The 17786-nt window shown below is 34.0% G+C and carries 15 protein-coding genes; 3 read left to right on the top strand and 12 right to left on the bottom strand.

What is annotated here, in order from left to right:
* Nucleotides 1–67 precede the first annotated feature (67 nt).
* Complete coding sequence (locus ML462_RS11640; protein ID WP_240713991.1) at nucleotides 68–1426, bottom strand: capsule assembly Wzi family protein; 1359 nt, start codon at nucleotides 1424–1426, stop codon at nucleotides 68–70.
* 77 nt (nucleotides 1427–1503) lie between these two features.
* On the opposite strand from ML462_RS11640, the gene ML462_RS11635 reads away from it, so the two are divergent.
* Nucleotides 1504–2235 (top strand): tyrosine-protein phosphatase, encoded by a 732-nt coding sequence (locus ML462_RS11635; protein ID WP_240713990.1) that lies wholly within the window; start codon nucleotides 1504–1506, stop codon nucleotides 2233–2235.
* Nucleotides 2236–2241: 6 nt separating this feature from the next.
* On the opposite strand, the gene ML462_RS11630 is transcribed toward ML462_RS11635, so the two are convergent.
* The 9 genes from ML462_RS11630 to ML462_RS11590 all read right to left on the bottom strand — a co-directional run bounded on the left by ML462_RS11630 (nucleotide 2242) and on the right by ML462_RS11590 (nucleotide 13293).
* Entirely contained in the window at nucleotides 2242–4644 is a 2403-nt protein-coding gene (locus ML462_RS11630; protein ID WP_240713989.1) for a GumC family protein, read from the bottom strand.
* A gap of 3 nt (nucleotides 4645–4647) precedes the next feature.
* Nucleotides 4648–5421: a polysaccharide biosynthesis/export family protein gene (locus ML462_RS11625; RefSeq protein ID WP_240713988.1), complete on the bottom strand. Its 774-nt coding sequence runs from the start codon at nucleotides 5419–5421 to the stop codon at nucleotides 4648–4650.
* Between the two features lie 10 nt (nucleotides 5422–5431).
* Nucleotides 5432–7399, bottom strand: a complete 1968-nt coding sequence (locus ML462_RS11620) for a polysaccharide biosynthesis protein (protein WP_240713987.1) — start codon at nucleotides 7397–7399, stop codon at nucleotides 5432–5434.
* Between the two features lie 11 nt (nucleotides 7400–7410).
* Nucleotides 7411–8562: a DegT/DnrJ/EryC1/StrS family aminotransferase gene (locus ML462_RS11615; RefSeq protein WP_240713986.1), complete on the bottom strand. Its 1152-nt coding sequence runs from the start codon at nucleotides 8560–8562 to the stop codon at nucleotides 7411–7413.
* Nucleotides 8555–9166: an acetyltransferase gene (locus ML462_RS11610; protein ID WP_240713985.1), complete on the bottom strand. Its 612-nt coding sequence runs from the start codon at nucleotides 9164–9166 to the stop codon at nucleotides 8555–8557. Before ML462_RS11610 ends, ML462_RS11615 begins: the two co-directional genes overlap by 8 nt.
* Nucleotides 9166–9771: a sugar transferase gene (locus ML462_RS11605; protein WP_240713984.1), complete on the bottom strand. Its 606-nt coding sequence runs from the start codon at nucleotides 9769–9771 to the stop codon at nucleotides 9166–9168. The genes ML462_RS11610 and ML462_RS11605 overlap by 1 nt, the downstream gene beginning before the upstream one ends.
* Nucleotides 9772–9812: 41 nt before the next feature.
* Complete coding sequence (locus tag ML462_RS11600) at nucleotides 9813–10976, bottom strand: glycosyltransferase family 4 protein (RefSeq protein WP_240713983.1); 1164 nt, start codon at nucleotides 10974–10976, stop codon at nucleotides 9813–9815.
* Between the two features lie 86 nt (nucleotides 10977–11062).
* Complete coding sequence (locus ML462_RS11595; RefSeq protein ID WP_240713982.1) at nucleotides 11063–11608, bottom strand: hypothetical protein; 546 nt, start codon at nucleotides 11606–11608, stop codon at nucleotides 11063–11065.
* Between the two features lie 851 nt (nucleotides 11609–12459).
* On the bottom strand, nucleotides 12460–13293 hold the full coding sequence (locus tag ML462_RS11590; RefSeq protein WP_240713981.1) for a hypothetical protein: 834 nt from the start codon (nucleotides 13291–13293) through the stop codon (nucleotides 12460–12462).
* Nucleotides 13294–14211: 918 nt separating this feature from the next.
* On the opposite strand from ML462_RS11590, the gene ML462_RS11585 reads away from it, so the two are divergent.
* Together ML462_RS11585 and ML462_RS11580 are read left to right on the top strand one after the other, a co-directional pair.
* On the top strand, nucleotides 14212–14871 hold the full coding sequence (locus ML462_RS11585; RefSeq protein ID WP_240713980.1) for an acetyltransferase: 660 nt from the start codon (nucleotides 14212–14214) through the stop codon (nucleotides 14869–14871).
* On the top strand, nucleotides 14868–15818 hold the full coding sequence (locus tag ML462_RS11580; RefSeq protein ID WP_240713979.1) for a glycosyltransferase family 2 protein: 951 nt from the start codon (nucleotides 14868–14870) through the stop codon (nucleotides 15816–15818). Before ML462_RS11585 ends, ML462_RS11580 begins: the two co-directional genes overlap by 4 nt.
* 23 nt (nucleotides 15819–15841) lie before the next feature.
* Here ML462_RS11580 and ML462_RS11575 read toward each other — a convergent pair whose 3' ends face one another.
* On the bottom strand, nucleotides 15842–16525 hold the full coding sequence (locus ML462_RS11575; RefSeq protein ID WP_240713978.1) for a glycosyltransferase family 4 protein: 684 nt from the start codon (nucleotides 16523–16525) through the stop codon (nucleotides 15842–15844).
* A gap of 428 nt (nucleotides 16526–16953) precedes the next feature.
* A complete protein-coding gene (locus ML462_RS11570; RefSeq protein WP_240713977.1) occupies nucleotides 16954–17784 on the bottom strand; it encodes a glycosyltransferase family 2 protein in 831 nt (276 codons plus the stop codon).
* Nucleotides 17785–17786 lie beyond the last annotated feature (2 nt).

The raw sequence follows: 17786 nt of genomic DNA, 5'->3' as shown, positions 1-17786 counted from the left end.
AGAATTTGGGAATATTATTCAAAGCTAATTTTCAGGAAATATCCTCGATCCCTGGATACAGCAAAATTCAAAAAATAGTTTTTGAAAAATGTATCCCAATTCCAAAATTGGATTTTTCATATGAACTAATATCCATTCCTAATTGTGCTTTCAGGTTATAGTCTTTATCGACTAATTCCAGCTCAAATAAAGAAGATAGAATTTCTCGTTTTTCCGGAAAGAATGAATCTTTTACACCGTAATTTTTGCGATAACTTAAAAGAAACCTGTACGGATAATCCTCAAAGAGGTTCCCTCTCAATCCAAAATGGTGGGCCATAAGAATATTAGTACCTATTCGAAACCTATTCTCATTTAAGAGAATAAAGGGCAATCCTAAAACCTGATTATTATATGTCCAACCCGAACGATACAAGTTATTGTTGAAATAGTTATCTGCTCCGTCTTCCAAAGAACTCTGTCTATCCCTACTTTGATTTTTGGTATAGTAGAATTCATACATAAAGGCTTTCAACCAAGAGGATCCCCAGAATGTATCGCGATTATCCTCGAAATATATGGCGTAACGACCGTCTGGAAAATTACCTAGCTTAAGCCCAGATGCATCCTCATATAGATGATTGAAAATAAATTGAAAATCTACATCTCTAATTTTGGTTTTAACCTTAATCTCGTAGCTGCCAATTTGATTTCCCAAGGCATTAATCTCCTGCCCGTCGGCTACATCACCTCCAGTAGCTCCACCCGTAAAGACTTTAATGTAATCTTCAAAACTATGAGGTAACTCACCAAATTCTTCAGAATAGCCTGCCCACTGAACGAAATGCTGGACACCGACTTCAATCTGAAAATTTCCTTTACTTCTATAGACGCCGTGAACACTTTTATGATGTAAACGCGTATCTTCAATAAACCTGTCGTCATCCATTAAGTATTCTTCCCAGCTAAATTTAACTCCTAGCCCATGGTCTTCAACCAGAAAAATAGGGTCTGTAGTGAAAAATCTGATTCCAGGTAATGGAGCCGCATTCAAGGACCATAAAATATTTTCATTGGAAACACTTAAACCTTGGAAAAGATCTTCTCTTTGCTTTTTACCAAGAACGAAACCTATTTTTGGTGAATTATAAGCAAAATAGACTTCATCAAGTTTTACACCATCTTCATAGCCATCCTTATAAAAACCTCCTAAACCAAAATCCACAAATCTTTCCGATCCTAACTCGATACTAGCTGAAGAACTCAATAGGCCGTAAAAATGAGTTTTCTCATCCAATCTTCCTCTGTAATTGGTATGCATCCAGAAGGGCGATTCTTTCTCCGAAAATAACTGACCTTGACCCTCGGTTCGAATAATATATTGAACCTGGCCAAAAGAATAAAAGCTAATGGAAAGTAAAATTAAACTCAGGTAGGTTAATCTCATAAATCTGATCTAGGAACAGTGCAAATATTAATAATAAGAATTTAAATTATGTAATTTTGAGCCTAAAATAAATGCCAATGTTTTCAATATTCAGAAAGAATATTTACCTAGTTGACCTAATTGATGGAATCACAGATTTTCACAATCATGTTTTACCTGGAATTGATGATGGAGCTAAAGATATAGATGAATCTGTCTCCTTGATCAACGGGTTCAAGGAAATAGGAGTAAAAAATATTATCGCTACTCCTCATGTGATTGGAGAATATTATCCAAACACTCCCGAAACTATTTCTAAAGCTTATAAATTACTAGTTTCTGAAATTGAGTCAGAAATTTTAATTGGATATTCTGCAGAATATATGTTGGATCAGCATTTTTTGGGAATTTTAGAAAAAGATGAAGTGATAACCATCAGGGATAAAAAGATCCTTGTAGAAATGTCCTATTTTCAACCTCCGTTAAATTTGAACGAAATTTTATTTAAAATTCAAAACCATTCCTTTTCGCCAATCCTGGCGCATCCTGAAAGATATGCCTTTTATCATTCAAAAGATTTAGCGAAGTATAAAGACCTAAAAGGAAGGGGATGTCAATTCCAATTAAATATGTTATCCCTCTCTGGTCATTATGGAAACGGAATTCAAAAAATTGCTTTTAAATTACTTGAAGGTAATTTTATAGATTTTATTTGCAGCGATGCACACAGGATTGATCATATTGATAAAATAAAAAATATCAAAGTTCCGGAAAAATTCCAATCGGCAATCGAATCCTCAGTAGAAAATAACAAGCAATTATTTATTTGATTTCAATTAGCTAAACAACCGTCTTTTTAATCGTTTCCATCTACTTTCCTGTTCCACACCATAACCATATCCGTACCCATAGGAATATCCGTATTGCGCTCCATATGAGAATTTAGAATAGTCTACATCATTCAATATTACAGCAAGGCCTTTAAGCTTTCCTTGCTTTTTAAGATCCTTAGGAAACTCTAAAAGGTTCTTTTCAGTGAAATCTGCTCTAGTTACATATAGCGTATAATCTGCAAGTTGGCTTATTAGAAGAGTATCTGTCACGATCATTGTTGGAGCGGTATCCACAATAACATAATCATAATCAGATTTGACTTTTCCTATAAGCTCCTCCATTCTATCATTCATCAACAATTCCGCTGGATTTGGTGGTATTGGACCAGATAAAACTATATCTACAGAAATGTTATCGTCATTAGTTTTCGTAATTATATTATAAGGATGAACTTCATAGTCATATAAATAATCTGATAAACCTTTTTCCTTAGCATTCTGAATATTTTCTGTATACCTGTGTAACTTAGGATTTCTAATATCTGCACCAATTAAAAGAACTGATTTACCAGTACTAGCGAGAGTTCTAGAAAGATTATAAGACACAAAAGTTTTACCTTCTCCCTTAACTGTCGAGGTTACGAAAATGACTTCACCTTTTTCTTTATTTTTATTTTGAATCAGGTATGCAAGGTTAGTTCTTAAAATCCTAAAAGATTCCGCAAGCGCCGATCTATCATTCAATTGTATAACGTCTGTTTGATCTGCACCAATTCTGGGAACTTCACCAATAAAAGGAATAGATTTTAAGAGTGATGAAAGGTCTCCTTTATGATGAACCTTTGTATCTAAAAAGTTCTTTATAAAAATTATTAGGATTGGTAATATCAAACCAATAAAAAATCCACCTAACAAAATTAGCCACGGAGCAGGGTCCACCGGTTGATTGATCGTATAAGCCTTATCAATAACCCTAGCTACTGAAGCAGTAGCTGCAAAAGAAATTGCTGCTTCTTCCCTTCTCTGCAATAGAAACAAATACAATTGCTCCTTGATCTGTTGCTGCCTCTCAATACTCCTCATTCCCTTTTCCAAACCAGGGAATGTACTAAATCTACCCTGGGCAGTATTCTCCCGATTATTTAATTCACTTAACCTTACATTTATTGACTGTCTTGTGCTTTCTATATTTTCGTAAAGATTTGATCTCAATCCATCTAATTGCTCTGACAAGGCTTCAACTACTGGATTATTTACTGTAGAGCTTTTTAGAAACATTTTTCTCTCCATAACCAAAGCATTATAAGAATTAATCAATCCTGAAATACCTCCTTCATCGATTCCTACTTCTGGTAAAAAATCATACCGCTCCTGCTCTTTTAACAAAGCTTCTACAGATCGTAAAAGTTCTAATTGTGTTTCCAGATCGAATATCTGCTGTTCAGCAGCCGAAAACTTTGATTGAAATTCGGCAGCACCCGATTCAACGCTCATTATCCTGTTCTCTTTTTTAAAATCTGCAATCCCAACTTCTACAGAATCTAACTCATTGGTTATCATTTCGAGTCTGTCCTGGATAAATGTGGTTGTATTCTCAGCTACTTCTTGTTTATCTTCAACCCCTTCTTCATTAAATTTTTCCATTAGCTTATTTAGAAAATCCTCTGACTTCGAGCTTGACTCATTAACTATAGAAAGTTCAAGTATATCCTTTGATTGACCTTTGGGAGAAATCCAAAGATTTTGGATATAACTATTTGCAGTTTCTTTTAATGGTTGAATAACTACATTAACAGTATTTGACCTTTTAAAGGCTCCTTCAGTATCTCTTGATTTTGGAAGGACTGTAAAATCTATACCATTAAGACTAATTATTTCACCAATGCTATAATCTTTACTCAAGTCTGAGTTGGCTTCACGAAGATTGAATTCAGTATCAGATTTAGGAGTAATAAATAAATTTAGATTTGTAACATTTACGATAGAATCAGGCGAAATGAATTCCAAAACAAGTGGACTTGATTTATAAGCCTCTACGTTAATTACATTCCCCTCAATATAATATGATTTGTTTAAATCTAATTCATTGATAACCGTTGCAACTAGTTGCTTCGATTTTAATTTTTCAATATCACTTTGAAGACCATCTTCACCGAGCGATAGTAATGTTCCCCCTCCTGAAGGTAAGGCGTTCATAGCATTCTTCTCCTGGTCATCTACAAGTATCATAGTAGCCCAGGTTCTATACTTAGGAATGGTATACCTATTATATAAGTATGCTATTAAAACTCCAACGATAACTCCAAAAACAATCCATCTCCAATAGGTTAAATATTTAAAGACTTCAGCTTTTATATCAAATTTTGACTCATTATTTTCTTCGGAAAAGTCCTGTAAATCTTCCATCTTCTACAAACTATTTATCAATAGATATAAACTAATTATTGTGGTACCTAGGCTGATTATACCTTGATAACTAGTAAAAAATCCTGCCGATTTTACTGCTCTATAGGTTGGCTCTACATATACAATATCGTTTTGTTTCAAATAAAAAAATTCACTAGAAAAAAGATTAGTTTCAGTCATATCTATTGTACCAATCTTTTTCACCCCATTATCATCTCGAATTACCGTAATATTTTCCCTTTTTCCGTTATAAGTAATATCTCCAGATAAAGCAATTAATTCGGGAATGGACAACCTACCGTCAGTAACTGTTACACGGCCAGGACTGCCAACCTCACCTAGAACAGTTACTGTGAAATTAACAATTCTCACATCCACAATAGGATCTTTAACATATCTTCTTATTTCAGATTCGAGATTTCTTTGAATTTCGGTTCTTGTTAAACCTTCTACTTTAACCTCACCAATAACAGGAAAATTAATACTACCCTGCGGACTTACTAAATAACCGGTGAGCGATAAATTTTGGCCTCCTCCGCCACCAGATTGCTGGGAATTCGTATTCATTTGGAAAGGAGCTACAACCTCTTCATTAATTGAGGACGAGGAAACGTTAATCCTTAATACGTCATTTTTCTCAATTTGAGGCTCATATTCTAAAAGGTTCTTTTGACCTACCAAATCTTCTTTTCCTTCGTAGAAATAAACTATTTCCTCTTTAGTAGAACATGCGTTCAATAATAAGGGCAGTAAAATTAACCCTAACAATTTTCTCATAGAATGATATCTATTTTTTTTTAAGTTCAGTAACAGCATCAAGTCTTTCATAAGATGAATTGTTACTTTTAAATTCGGGGATCAACTCCTTAAGCTTTGCAACGACCTTATCATTCTTTAGCTTGGTGGCTGAATTAATAATTTTTTCAATCTTTTCGTTTATAAGAGCATAATTACGAACAACATCCTGGCCTATCATGATTTTCTTATGGTGAGTTGGCAAGGTGCTGCATTCATCATTTAATAACTCTTCATAAAGTTTCTCACCTGGACGCAATCCCGTAATTCTAACTTTAATATGCTTATTAGGCTGATATCCTGCAAGCTTAATCATTTTAATAGCAAGATCCATGATCTTTACAGGTTCGCCCATATCAAATACAAAAATCTCACCTCCTTTTCCCATAGCTCCAGCCTCTAGAACCAATTGGCAGGCCTCCGGGATCGTCATAAAATATCTAATTATATCTGGATGAGTGATGGTTACCGGACCTCCTTTTTCGATTTGCTCTTTGAATAAAGGAACCACAGATCCATTAGATCCTAAAACATTCCCAAACCTTGTAGTAATAAATTTTGTCTGCACATCACCTAGTCTAACCTGTTCATGAAACAGTGATTGCACATACATTTCTGCAGCCCGCTTAGAGGCTCCCATCACATTACTTGGATTAACTGCTTTATCTGTAGACACCATCACAAAGTGACCTACACCATATCGAACAGCAAGATCTGCAAGATTTTTTGTACCCTGAATATTGACAAAAACGGCTTCATGGGGATTGCTCTCCATTAACGGCACATGCTTATAAGCCGCAGCATGATAAAGCACATCAATTTTATAATTCTGAAATAAAACCTCCAGTCTTTTCTGATTGCCCACATCACAGATTATAACCTTGAAATTAAGGTCAGGAAATTTAGATTCAACCTCTAATTGCAGATTATGCAATGGGGTCTCAGCCTGATCTAAGATGATTACCCTCTCAGGATTATATTCTGCGACCTGCCGCACTATTTCGCTTCCAATAGACCCTGCAGCACCGGTTACGAGAATTGTTTTTCCTGTTAATTGATCTATCTTATTCTGAACTTCTAATTGAATAGGGTCTCTTTCGAGGAGATCTTCGATTTGTAAAGATTTTACACTCTGAGCTATAGGTTGATTATCCTCCCAGGACGAAACTAATGGCGCGTTATAAACCAAAATATCATGTTCCAGACACTTCTCTACAATCTTAAATTTCTCCTCTGGAGAATAAGAATGTTCTGAAAGAATTATAGCTTCAGCTCCAAGAGATTTCACCCCTTCATAGAGCTTTCTGCTATTAGCTATTACAGGTTTATCTAAAATCCTAAGACTTCTTTGAGGTTTATTCGTGAGAAATCCAACAATTTTAAACCTCCGCGGATGTTCGAGTTCTAAAGCTCCTGCTATGGATATAGCATTCTCATCAGCACCAAGAATAACGGCATTAACAAGGGATTGATTCTTTTGTAAGAGTTTAAAGTATTCGTATACCTGTTTAACTCCTAATCTAAACAAGAAAAGTAATGAAAAAGAAACCCAAAGATTAATTAAAAGTCCACCGGTTAGAAAAATCTTTTCCCCAAAACCAAAATAAACAATATAATTTATCGCCATTAAGGTTACAAAAGTACCTGAAGTAGCCAGAAGCAACTTTAAAGCATCAATATTTGACGAATAACGAATTATTCCGGCATAAGTTTTAAAAACGAAGAAAAAAAGCAAGTTGGTTCCTACAACCAACATGGCTTTCTCAAAGTAATTAAGAAATTCATACTGAACTGGTGAAAGATCAAGAAGAATAAAAATTGTAAAAACTGCCGAAATAGACACGAGAGTCAGGTCTATAAGTAGCACTGCCCAACGAGGAAGATATTTTAGATTTCTAATATCTAATGCGCTGTCCGGATCTGTAAGAATTTTTTTAAGGGCCTTGTTTAGTCTACCCATAATTACTTTTTCTATTTATTCAAACAATTTTGAATTGCCTCTTTAATTCTATTACGGTCTTCATTTGTGAGGTTTGAACCACTTGGCAAACATAAACCATTTTCAAACATCTTTTCTGAAACACCTGTGCCATAAAAAGGACATCCATCAAAAACTGGTTGCATATGCATTGGCTTCCAAAGTGGTCTGCTTTCAATATTAAACCCTAAAAGGCATTCCCTTAAGGTTTCTCTACTGAATCCAGCCACGTCTTCATTTACTGAAATCACTGTTAACCAGTGGTTACTAAAATAATCACTATTTGGTTCTTCAAAAATTCTCACTCCATCTACAGAACGGAATAAATTTACATAAAATTCGAACATTTCACGGCGAGCGTGAACTCTTTTGTCCAGAACCTCCATTTGTCCACGTCCTATTCCGGCAGAAATATTACTCAGTCTATAGTTGTATCCTATTTGACTATGCTGGTAATGAGGTGCATCATCCCTGGCCTGAGTTGCAAGAAAAACCGCTTTATTTTTTTCATCCTCATTTCTTGCGATCAATGCTCCACCTCCTGAGGTTGTTATTATCTTATTTCCATTAAAAGAAAGAATTGCCAGATCACCAAATGTTCCGCACTTTTCACCTTTAAAGGTACTTCCCAAAGCCTCTGCACTATCCTCAATAACCGGAATATCGTATTGTTTAGCAACCTTATGAACTTCATCCACTTTATAAGGCATTCCATACAAATGAACTGCTATTATGGCTTTAGGCTTTTTACCTTTCGAAATCCTATCTTTAATTGCCTTTTCAAGCTGAATAGGACAAATATTCAAAGTCTCCTCCTCACTATCTACAAAAACAGGAGTGGCGCCAAGATATTTTATCGGATTAGCCGATGCCGCAAAGGTCATACTTTGACATAGCACTTCATCTTCACTAGTAACACCCAGGATGATAAGGGCTAAATGAAGGGCTGCTGTTCCAGAACTTAGTGCCGCTACCTGGAAGGAGTCCTTGCTTGAAGAACTCAGATATTTTTTAATATCTTCCTCAAATCCAGTCACATTAGGACCCAATGGTGCAATCCAATTCTCCTCAAAGGCTTTATTAATATATTTAAGCTCGGTTCCTCCCATATGCGGGGATGATAACCAGATTTTCTCATTATTCATTTTCAACAGTATTGAATTTTATAATTCTACCAGGGTTCCCCACCACAACAGCATTATCAGGAATATCCTCAATAATAACTGCTCCAGCTCCAATAGTAACCCATTTCCCTATTGTAATCCCGGGAATTACAATAGCTCCAGCTCCAACATGAGAACCTTCACCTATTTTTACGTTCCCGGTAATCACCGCACCTGGAGATATATGCACAAAATCTGAAAGAATAGAATCATGTTCTACGACACTATTTGTATTAATAATACAATGTTTTCCTATTGTAGCACTAGAGTTTATGCTTGCGTTTGCCATAACTACAGACCCAAAATCGATAAAACTGGAATTAGATACCATCGCAGATCTGTGCACCAGAGCTTCTGAAATTGAGTTTTCTAATCTTTCGGCAATTCTTTTTCTGGTTTGATTTTTTCCAACAGCGATTATTACTGGTTGGTTTTTCATTGATGCATTAAAAGAATGATCAACCTTATACTCGAGAAGTTCTTTTACGGAAACATCATCGTCAATTACAAAGTCAACCGAATTTCCGGTAGATTCTATAACATCAATAATTACTTTTCCATGTCCGCTTGCTCCGAATATTATCATTAATTGTTTCCGTTAAAAGGTTCTGTAGTAGCCATATTTTCACTAGTGATTCCTTCTGAGACCAATACTTTTTGAACTGTTTTAAATAAAATTTTCAGGTCCAGCCAGAAAGAAATGTTTTCTACATACCAAACATCTAATTCAAACTTCTTTTTCCAGCTGATCGCATTTCTACCATTAACCTGCGCCCAACCGGTAATTCCAGGTCTAACATTATGCCTTATCATTTGTTCCTCTGAGTAAATTGGCAGGTATTCCGGCAATAATGGTCTTGGGCCTACAAAACTCATATCTCCCTTTATTACATTTATTAGTTGCGGAATTTCGTCCAACGATGTTTTGCGTACAAATTTACCAATTACTGTCAACCTCTGCGCATCTGGCAATAAATGACCATTTTCATCCCTTCCATCTGTCATGGTTCGAAACTTAATGATTTTAAAGATCCTTCCAGATTTTCCTGGCCTTCTTTGAACAAAGAATGGTTTTCCATCGTTCGCAAACGCTAACAAAATAAGCACAATAATAAATACTGGACTTATGATAATGAAACCTATAAGTGATATGAAAAAATCCAATAATGGTTTTACGATATCTTTATACATTTTTCCTACAATTTCTACACTGCCCAATAAAGGCCGCGAATTTAATCATGTTTATGAAAGGCCTCTAACTCTTTGTATTCTTTTAACAAAATTTGCCAAAACTGTTTTCTTTCATATTTATCCTGAATCAATTTTCGTGAATTGATTTTCACTTTCATTCTCAAGTCACGGTCTTCCAGTAATAGGATCATCGCCTCCCTTAGGTTATCCTTCTTTTTAGGTGGCACGATTATCCCATTAATTCCATTGGAAACAATTTCGTTACATCCATTAATATCACTTACAATCACCGGTAGGCTCATCGCGTTAGCCTGCATTACAACATTAGGAAATCCTTCCCTGTAACTTGGAAAGGTAAGAACATCTGAAATTGCAAAGAATGGTCGAACATCTGTTTGATAGCCTGTAGTAATAATTTTTTTATGGGATTTTATTGTTTTATAAACATCTTCATCTACGGGATCAAGCTCTTGTTCAAAGGGGCCAACTAAAAGTAATGTAGTTTCTGGAAATTCTGAATTGACCTTTTCAAATGATTTCACCAATTCATTGATTCCTTTCTCTTTCACCAGTCGCCCTACAAATACATAAATAAAATCTGATTCTGGTATATTTAATTTCGAACGAAGTTCGGTCTTCTCTATATCTGTAAATTTTTCAGGATCGAAATAATTTGTATCGATCCCATTAGAACTTCCCTGCCCCAGAACCTTAAATTTATTTTCTTCGGCATATCCCAGTTGTAAACATATATTCTTTAATTCAAAAGAGTTGGGATATACCCTTGTGGCCATTCGATAGGTCATTTTTTCAACAAAATCCAGTATTTTTCGTTTTGCACCTGAAGTTTCAAGTAGCGGTAAGCCAGCAACGGTATGTAATCTGATAGGCACTCCAGCTAGCTTTGAAGCTAACATTCCTATTATTCCAGCCTTCGGGGTGTGTGTGTGAACTATAAGTGGCTTTTCCTTTTTCAGAAATTGATACAAACTTATAAGTGATCGAAGATCTTTCCCTGGAGTAATAGCCCGAGTCATTTCAACGTGATAAGTACTTACCGAATTATCCTTGCCATATTTATCTAACCTATTCTTTTCCGAAGAAACAGCAGTGACATTATAATACCGATTCATAAATGTCAGTTGCCCTTCAAGTAATTTTTCTAATGATAGCGGTATGGTAGTTATCCTTACTAGTTTTTGCACTTAAAGCTTTTTTCCATTTTGCCACAAATCTAAGGTTTTCAACTATTAAAAAATGTGATAATAAAAAATCAATTTAATCCTATTACTTAAGCAGGACTTATATTCTTCAATCTGGTTTCGCTCGTGTAGGATTTTTCATAGGCCAGGTAATAATAGATAACAAAAAACATGAAATACATAATCATGGTTTTTTGCCTAATCATAATTCCCAGATTTGACATTATAAATGTCATGGCAACCGATGTAAGAATAAAAATCATCAAACAAGATTTAACTTGCGATGGTGCATTTCTCCAAAACTTGAAAAAATTCAGTTTAAGAATTTTACCAAAAAGTAAAAGGTAGATAAAATTTTCTATAGAAACGACAACCCCTAAGATTCCAGGAGCATCCAGAAATAATGGTCTGAACCAAAAAGTAAAAATTTTCTCGATTATGGAATAATCAGCCATAGCCACACCACTAGAAGCGGTTGAAAGGCTTTCTGATCTGTTCTGAGCAAAGCTAAGAAAATCCTGAACCAGGTTTTCAGATCCATTTAGGTTTACAACAGCAAGAATTTTCTCTTGAAAAAGAAATATGGCGGTGAGCGCAGCAATACCTCCAATAATCTTCTTCTTTTTCGAAATCATATTTTTACCAAAGTATAAACCGTATAAGCAACCAATGGTAATTAGTAAAAACATATGCGGCCTCACTGCAAAAATCAATAATGAAGAAAGAAATATTCCAGTTTTCCTATTCTGAGGTTTTGAGATTGAAAAAGCAAAAAGCATTATTCCAAAGAAGATTAAGGCTCCCTTTCCTAGGGAGGCCGACCAGAAATGCATGTTTGGAAAGAATAAGATTAAGGTAAGCAAGTCAATTCTCCTAAACACCTTAACTTTTTCTCTTATATTTTCCTTGAAAAAAAGAAATCCATATACAAATCCCCAGTATCCAATCCAGGTAAATAATAACATCATCATTTCATATGAGAATCCAAGGTAATTTATGAAAGGGTATGATATGAAATCTATGAAGGTTGTTTCAGTTCCTAAAAACTCAAACCAGGATTTATCTGTATTAAAGGGAACTCTGAAATATCGCTTAGAGTCAGAAGGATTCGAAAGAGAGTATATGTAATAAATCCCCCCAAAGGCTAAATGATAAAAAAATAACAAATTGAGTTTCAATTTATTTATCAGCCCATATTTTCTTTTGAGTATATCCAAGAAAACCTGATTCAGTTCATACAAAAACGGAATCAAAAGAATTATCTCAATAATTTTCAGGAATGGATCTATACTATACATAATTGCATTCTTAGCTCGCCTTAGATTTAACAAAGGTTCTGCCAAAACAAAAAAAACACCAATATGTAGTGATACTAGCCAATGTCTCGGCTATCTGGAGGATTAATTGTGTATATCATCCACAAAAAACTGTAGAAAAAAAGAGAGGCAATGCCTCTCTTTCGTCACCATTTGATTAAGAATTGTCATCAATCTGCCACAACCCTGATTGTTAGCTCTACTGAATCTGAGCATTCACCATTAGAAATAGTATAAGTGGTTGTGTAATCGCCGAGTCTAGATTCTTTATCCGGATCATTAAATGCATCTATAAGATCCCAAATTGAAGGATCAAATTCGCCATTTTTAGGAACACCTTGATCCAACAAACTCAAATAGAGCTTACGAACTTCATCCCAACTAGGAACAGCAGCCGCTTCACTTTCAGTCATTTCTCTCAAGCTATCGGTTCCTGCATCCAACTCACACGGAACAGGATCAGTAAAATCAGGTATGACGGTAATAGTTAATTCAACTGAGTCGGAACACTCTCCATCTGTAATAGTGTAAGTCGTCGTGTAATCACCTAATTGAGATTCTCGATCTGGATCATTAAAAGCATCTATCAAGTCCCAGATAGATGGATCAAATTCGCCATTTCTTGGTACTCCCTCGTCTAACAAACTTAAATAAAGCTTACGAACCTCGTCCCAACTTGGTATTGCCGAAGCTTCAGCCAATTGAAGCTCCATAGAACTGTCTTCTCCAGCTGATAACTCGCAAACAGGGATTTCCTGATCTGCTACAACTCTTATAGTAAGCTGTACAGAATCTGAACATAGATCAGAATCAACTGAATAGGTTGTTGTATAGTCACCTAGTTGTGATTCACGATCTGGATCATTAAAGGCATCGATAATATCCCAGACGGAAGGATCAAAAGTTCCGTTTCTTGAAACACCTTCACTTAATAGACTTAGATAAAGCTTTCTAACCTCATCCCAACTAGGAACAGCCCTAGCCTCAGAAAGAGTCAATGTCATCGAGTTATCAGGTCCAGCACAACCCACGACTTCATCATCCGTTTGAGAAGAAGCCTGGGTTATTTGATCATCAATAATTTCATCTTCAATAGGCTTTACTGAGCATCCGATGAAAATTAAAATAACAATAATTGAAAATAGTAATCTTGTTTGCATAGCAGTAATATTTAGAATGGTTTACTTAAATTTACGCCATTAAAAACTGCTATTTCAAAATTTTCGATGTCTGGAAGAACTTCCTGTTAAAGCATCAACCGGTTCCTACTTTAAGAATATTTTTGGAGGGTTTAATGATTATTTTGTAATAATTTTGAACATATAACCTCATTTCTTCTTTAGAAAATTTTATTAGAATACAATACCCACGAATTCAATTACTTAACATACAAAAGAGTGTTAATAGATTGAATAAAAATTTAACAGGTTTCTTTTTTTAGAATTTTCAAACATTATTTGACAAACCTTTCAAAATTTAAAAAAATAATTAGAATTCTAGGTATCTCTAGCTTATATAAAAAGCTTCCAAGCATTTCAAAATCATATTAACAACGGAACCGTAGCTGTATTTATTAAGAACTTAATTTTAAATTTCTAATCAAATTCTGCCTAAAATTTGAGGTTTTGAATAGGAATATTCAATACTCATTCAAATTTAAATTCATCGAAGTCATATAATCACGAAATCCAATTAACCTTACCTGTGAATTCTTAGATCAGCATATCTTCCTCAAATTTTTTGTTGGTAAAATATTCAGAAAACCTAAAAAAGCCATATTTTTCTATTAATTACAATTTTATATTACGTTTTTACAGTATAATTTATATCCGATTATTTACCTATCTAGTGGATAAAATACATTTTAAAATAAAATATAATCCAAGCCGAATACAATATATTTGATATGAAACTTCAATTTGATGAATAATAAACTAATAATTTATGGTATAGGTAAGTTTGCAGAATATGTTGCTTATGTATTTCAGGAGGATACTAATTACGATGTAGTAGCCTTTTGTGTAGAAGAAAATTATCACCAACAAGATGAAATCTTTGGAAAACCCCTAATTAAACTGAATGAATTGAAAAATCGTTTTCCAGCAAATCAATTTGAACTTTTTATTGCTGTAGGAAATAATCAAATTAGAAAAAAAATTTTCGATTTAACGGGATTGGAAAATTATAAACATGCAACTTACGTTTCTTCAAAATGTTCGAAATGGCCTAATCTTATAGTAGGGTCAAATTGCTTTATTGATGAGGGTTGTGTACTTCAGCCTTTCATTAAAATTGAGGATAACTGTATACTTTTCACAACAGACCTAGGCCATCATACGATTATACAAAAGAATTCATTGATGAGTGGATCTAAAACAGGAGGAAATGTTACTATTGGCGAAAATTCATATATCGGTTTAAATGCTTCAGTCAAACAAAATATAAAAATCGGTAAAAATTCAATTATAGGTATGAATTGTGCTATAGAAAGAAACACGGAAGAAAATTCAGTCTATTCAAATAAAGGAACTGTTAAACGTAATATAGATGCCTTGTCTCTAGGAAACCGCTTTTTAGGATGATTAATTTTGAAGATTTCAAACAATTATATCAAAAGGTTGAAGTTCAACATTATCCAAATTCAACACCAGAAAAGATAGTAATATCTGTATTGGTCCAAACTTATAATCATGAGCAATTCCTCCAACAATGCCTGGACTCTATTCTAACTCAAAAAACTAATTTTAATTTTGAAATCATTCTTGGCGAGGACAACTCTTCTGATAACACCCGAGAAATTTGTAAGAAATATGCAAATCAATATCCAGAGAAAATTCGGCTATTTCTACACCATGATGAAAATAAAATTAAGGTAAATAGTATTAACACTGGTAATTTTAATGCTTTTTACAATTTATTTAGTGCCAGAGGAAAGTATATTGCATTTTGCGAAGGAGATGATTATTGGACGGATGACTTAAAGCTTCAAAAGCAGGTTGATTTCCTTGAAAAAAACCTTTCCTTTACTCTGTGCTATCATAGCTATCAAACCATTAATAAGTATAACCAAGTAATATCCTCGATCGAAAGCCTTAAACAGCCAAAAATAAATATATCAAGTTATGAACTAACAAATACGGTTCATCATCCTTTGCTTCTCACCATGTGTTTCAGAAATAGATTAAAAAAAGTACCAAAGGAGGCTTTAGAAGTTGTCAACGTTGATGCATTTATAATTAGCTTATTGGGCCAGTTGGGGAAAGCTGGATATATGGAAAATATCAAAGCCTCTTTTTATAGAAAACATTCTAAAGGTATTTGGAGTAAAAAATTGAGAGTCAAAAACCTAGAAGTTAAAGCCATAACTTATCAGAAACTTTCTACATATTACAACCGGATAAATAAACCTGAATTAGGTGACAATTTCAGTTTTAAAGCTTCCAAGGTTCAAAAGAGAATTTTATGGATTTATTTAAAAAATTTAAATATTTCGCAATTAGTTAAATCAATTTTCACTTATTCAACCTAGAATCTCAAATGAAATTTAACCTTTCAAATTATTGATTGGTAAAACTTTTCATATTTCGCGGCCGTTTGATCAATTGAAAAATGAGAAACCGCAAAATCATAATTTTCCTTAATCTGCTTTTTAAAGTCTAATTTTAGTGCCATTTCTATTTTTGCCTTAATTTCGGAAATATTACCAGGCTTAAAGTATAAACCATTCCCTTCTGGAAAACATTCTCTATTTTCGGAAATATCGGAAACGATGCAGGGTTTCCCCATGAGAATTGCTTCAATTAAAGCACCAGATAGACCTTCATAATATGATGCAAAGAGAAAATAATCTGTAAACTTTAAAAGTCTTCTAATATCATTTCTAAAACCTAAAAGAAAAGCCTTACCCTCTAGACCCAAGTCTATAATTAATTTTTCCAATTCACTATACTGAGGACCGTCACCAGCAATTAACAAAACAAGGTTTGAATTAATTTTAGACAACTCACTAAATGCTTCTATAAGGTCAATTTGGCCCTTGCTTCTTACTAATCTTCCTACTGTTAGGAAAAGTGTTTTATTTTGAAATCGCTCCCTAAATTCCTCGGGGATATTTTCCTCCAATTTCTTAAAATCACGTCCTCGATGTATAACCTTAATTTTTTGATAAGAAATCCCCAGGGCCTTCACATTAGGATTAACAATAGCTTCTGAATTACTGATAAAATAATCTACCAATCCTATTCTACTTTTATCTTTCATCTGGGTTATAAATAGCTTAAACCTGGAAATTGGAGATAATAACCGATATCTATTTTTTGAGTAGGAATTGCTAACCAAGCTTCCAACAAGTAAAAAATCAGATCGCATCTTTCTGAATTCTCTTGCTATCAAATCTGCTTTAAATAAAACTGAATGAATTATTTGAGGTTTCTCCTTCTCAAAAATTTGCTGGAGCTGGTTTAAATAAAAACTTCTAGTAGCATTAACATTCCCATTCAGAGAATATACTTTTATTCCATGAGAAATAATAACATCCTTAAAATCATTATTAGGATTTAGATGTACGAAAACAGGAGTGATTTTTTTAAAACGAATAGCGGTTTGAACCAAACTATTTTCAGCTCCATAAGCTTTCAAACTATCTATAAGATATAAAACCTTCATTATCTAAGCGTAAGATATAAACTTTTTAAAAATGCTTTGAAGTTAAATGGGTTGATCTTCCAGGCACGTTTATAAAGTTTTTTAGAAAATGACCTTTTATTTAATCTCTCTAGCAAATAACCCATTAAATAATTCAAATTAGACTCAAAAACAGAGTCCTCCACAATACGAGATTTATGTTTTTTATATTGATAAAGACAAGCATAAAGTCGCTCTCTTGAGTTATGAGAATTTCTTTCTGGCCTAACATTATTTTGTAAAAATGGTTTTTGAAAAATATGGGATTCATCAATGCAAGTACTTATTCTTAGTCCCAACTCATAATTTTCCCCATAATCTAAGTTTTCATCGTACCCACCGATTTTAAAAAAAAGATCTTTAGAAATACAAAAACTTCCGGCGAGAAAGCTCGCAGTAATATAGTTATATACTTTCCCTAAATTTTCCGGTTTCCAGGATATTCTTTTCTCTCCAACTACTTTTACTACCTCCCAGCATAAAAATGGCTTATTTATATTGCTTGTGAAAATTTCCTTAACCAGGTCTTGATATAGAAAATCATCCGAATCAAGAAAAACTAAATAATCTCCCTTTGCAATCTTTGCTCCAAAATTTCTACTGGAAGAAACTCCAGAATGATTTCTGGAATAAAATTGAATCCTTTCATCAAAACAGAAATCGGACACTACTTCCCTTGTATTATCCGTAGAACCATCGTCAATTATTAATAATTCCCAAGAGGAATGGGTCTGCTCAATGATACTTTCTACCGCTTTTTCAATCCGGTCAGCCCTATTATAAGTCGGTATGATAAAACTTATTAATTTCAATA

It is taken from the genome of Christiangramia lutea, assembly GCF_022489035.1.
In the GTDB taxonomy this organism is placed as follows: domain Bacteria; phylum Bacteroidota; class Bacteroidia; order Flavobacteriales; family Flavobacteriaceae; genus Christiangramia; species Christiangramia lutea.
The sequence above is the reverse complement of the archived record's forward strand: the minus strand, read 5'-3'. Positions and strand labels throughout refer to the sequence as shown.

Excerpts from the sequence above, each read along its gene's own strand:
- ML462_RS11640 (WP_240713991.1), bottom strand. The coding sequence starts at position 1,426 with ATGAGATTAACCTACCTGAGTTTAATTTTACTTTCCATTAGCTTTTAT.
- ML462_RS11635 (WP_240713990.1), top strand. The coding sequence starts at position 1,504 with ATGTTTTCAATATTCAGAAAGAATATTTACCTAGTTGACCTAATTGAT.
- ML462_RS11630 (WP_240713989.1), bottom strand. The coding sequence starts at position 4,644 with ATGGAAGATTTACAGGACTTTTCCGAAGAAAATAATGAGTCAAAATTT.
- ML462_RS11625 (WP_240713988.1), bottom strand. The coding sequence starts at position 5,421 with ATGAGAAAATTGTTAGGGTTAATTTTACTGCCCTTATTATTGAACGCA.
- ML462_RS11620 (WP_240713987.1), bottom strand. The coding sequence starts at position 7,399 with ATGGGTAGACTAAACAAGGCCCTTAAAAAAATTCTTACAGATCCGGAC.
- ML462_RS11615 (WP_240713986.1), bottom strand. The coding sequence starts at position 8,562 with ATGAATAATGAGAAAATCTGGTTATCATCCCCGCATATGGGAGGAACC.
- ML462_RS11610 (WP_240713985.1), bottom strand. The coding sequence starts at position 9,166 with ATGATAATATTCGGAGCAAGCGGACATGGAAAAGTAATTATTGATGTT.
- ML462_RS11605 (WP_240713984.1), bottom strand. The coding sequence starts at position 9,771 with ATGTATAAAGATATCGTAAAACCATTATTGGATTTTTTCATATCACTT.
- ML462_RS11595 (WP_240713982.1), bottom strand. The coding sequence starts at position 11,608 with ATGATTTCGAAAAAGAAGAAGATTATTGGAGGTATTGCTGCGCTCACC.
- ML462_RS11590 (WP_240713981.1), bottom strand. The coding sequence starts at position 13,293 with ATGACATTGACTCTTTCTGAGGCTAGGGCTGTTCCTAGTTGGGATGAG.
- ML462_RS11585 (WP_240713980.1), top strand. The coding sequence starts at position 14,212 with ATGAATAATAAACTAATAATTTATGGTATAGGTAAGTTTGCAGAATAT.
- ML462_RS11580 (WP_240713979.1), top strand. The coding sequence starts at position 14,868 with ATGATTAATTTTGAAGATTTCAAACAATTATATCAAAAGGTTGAAGTT.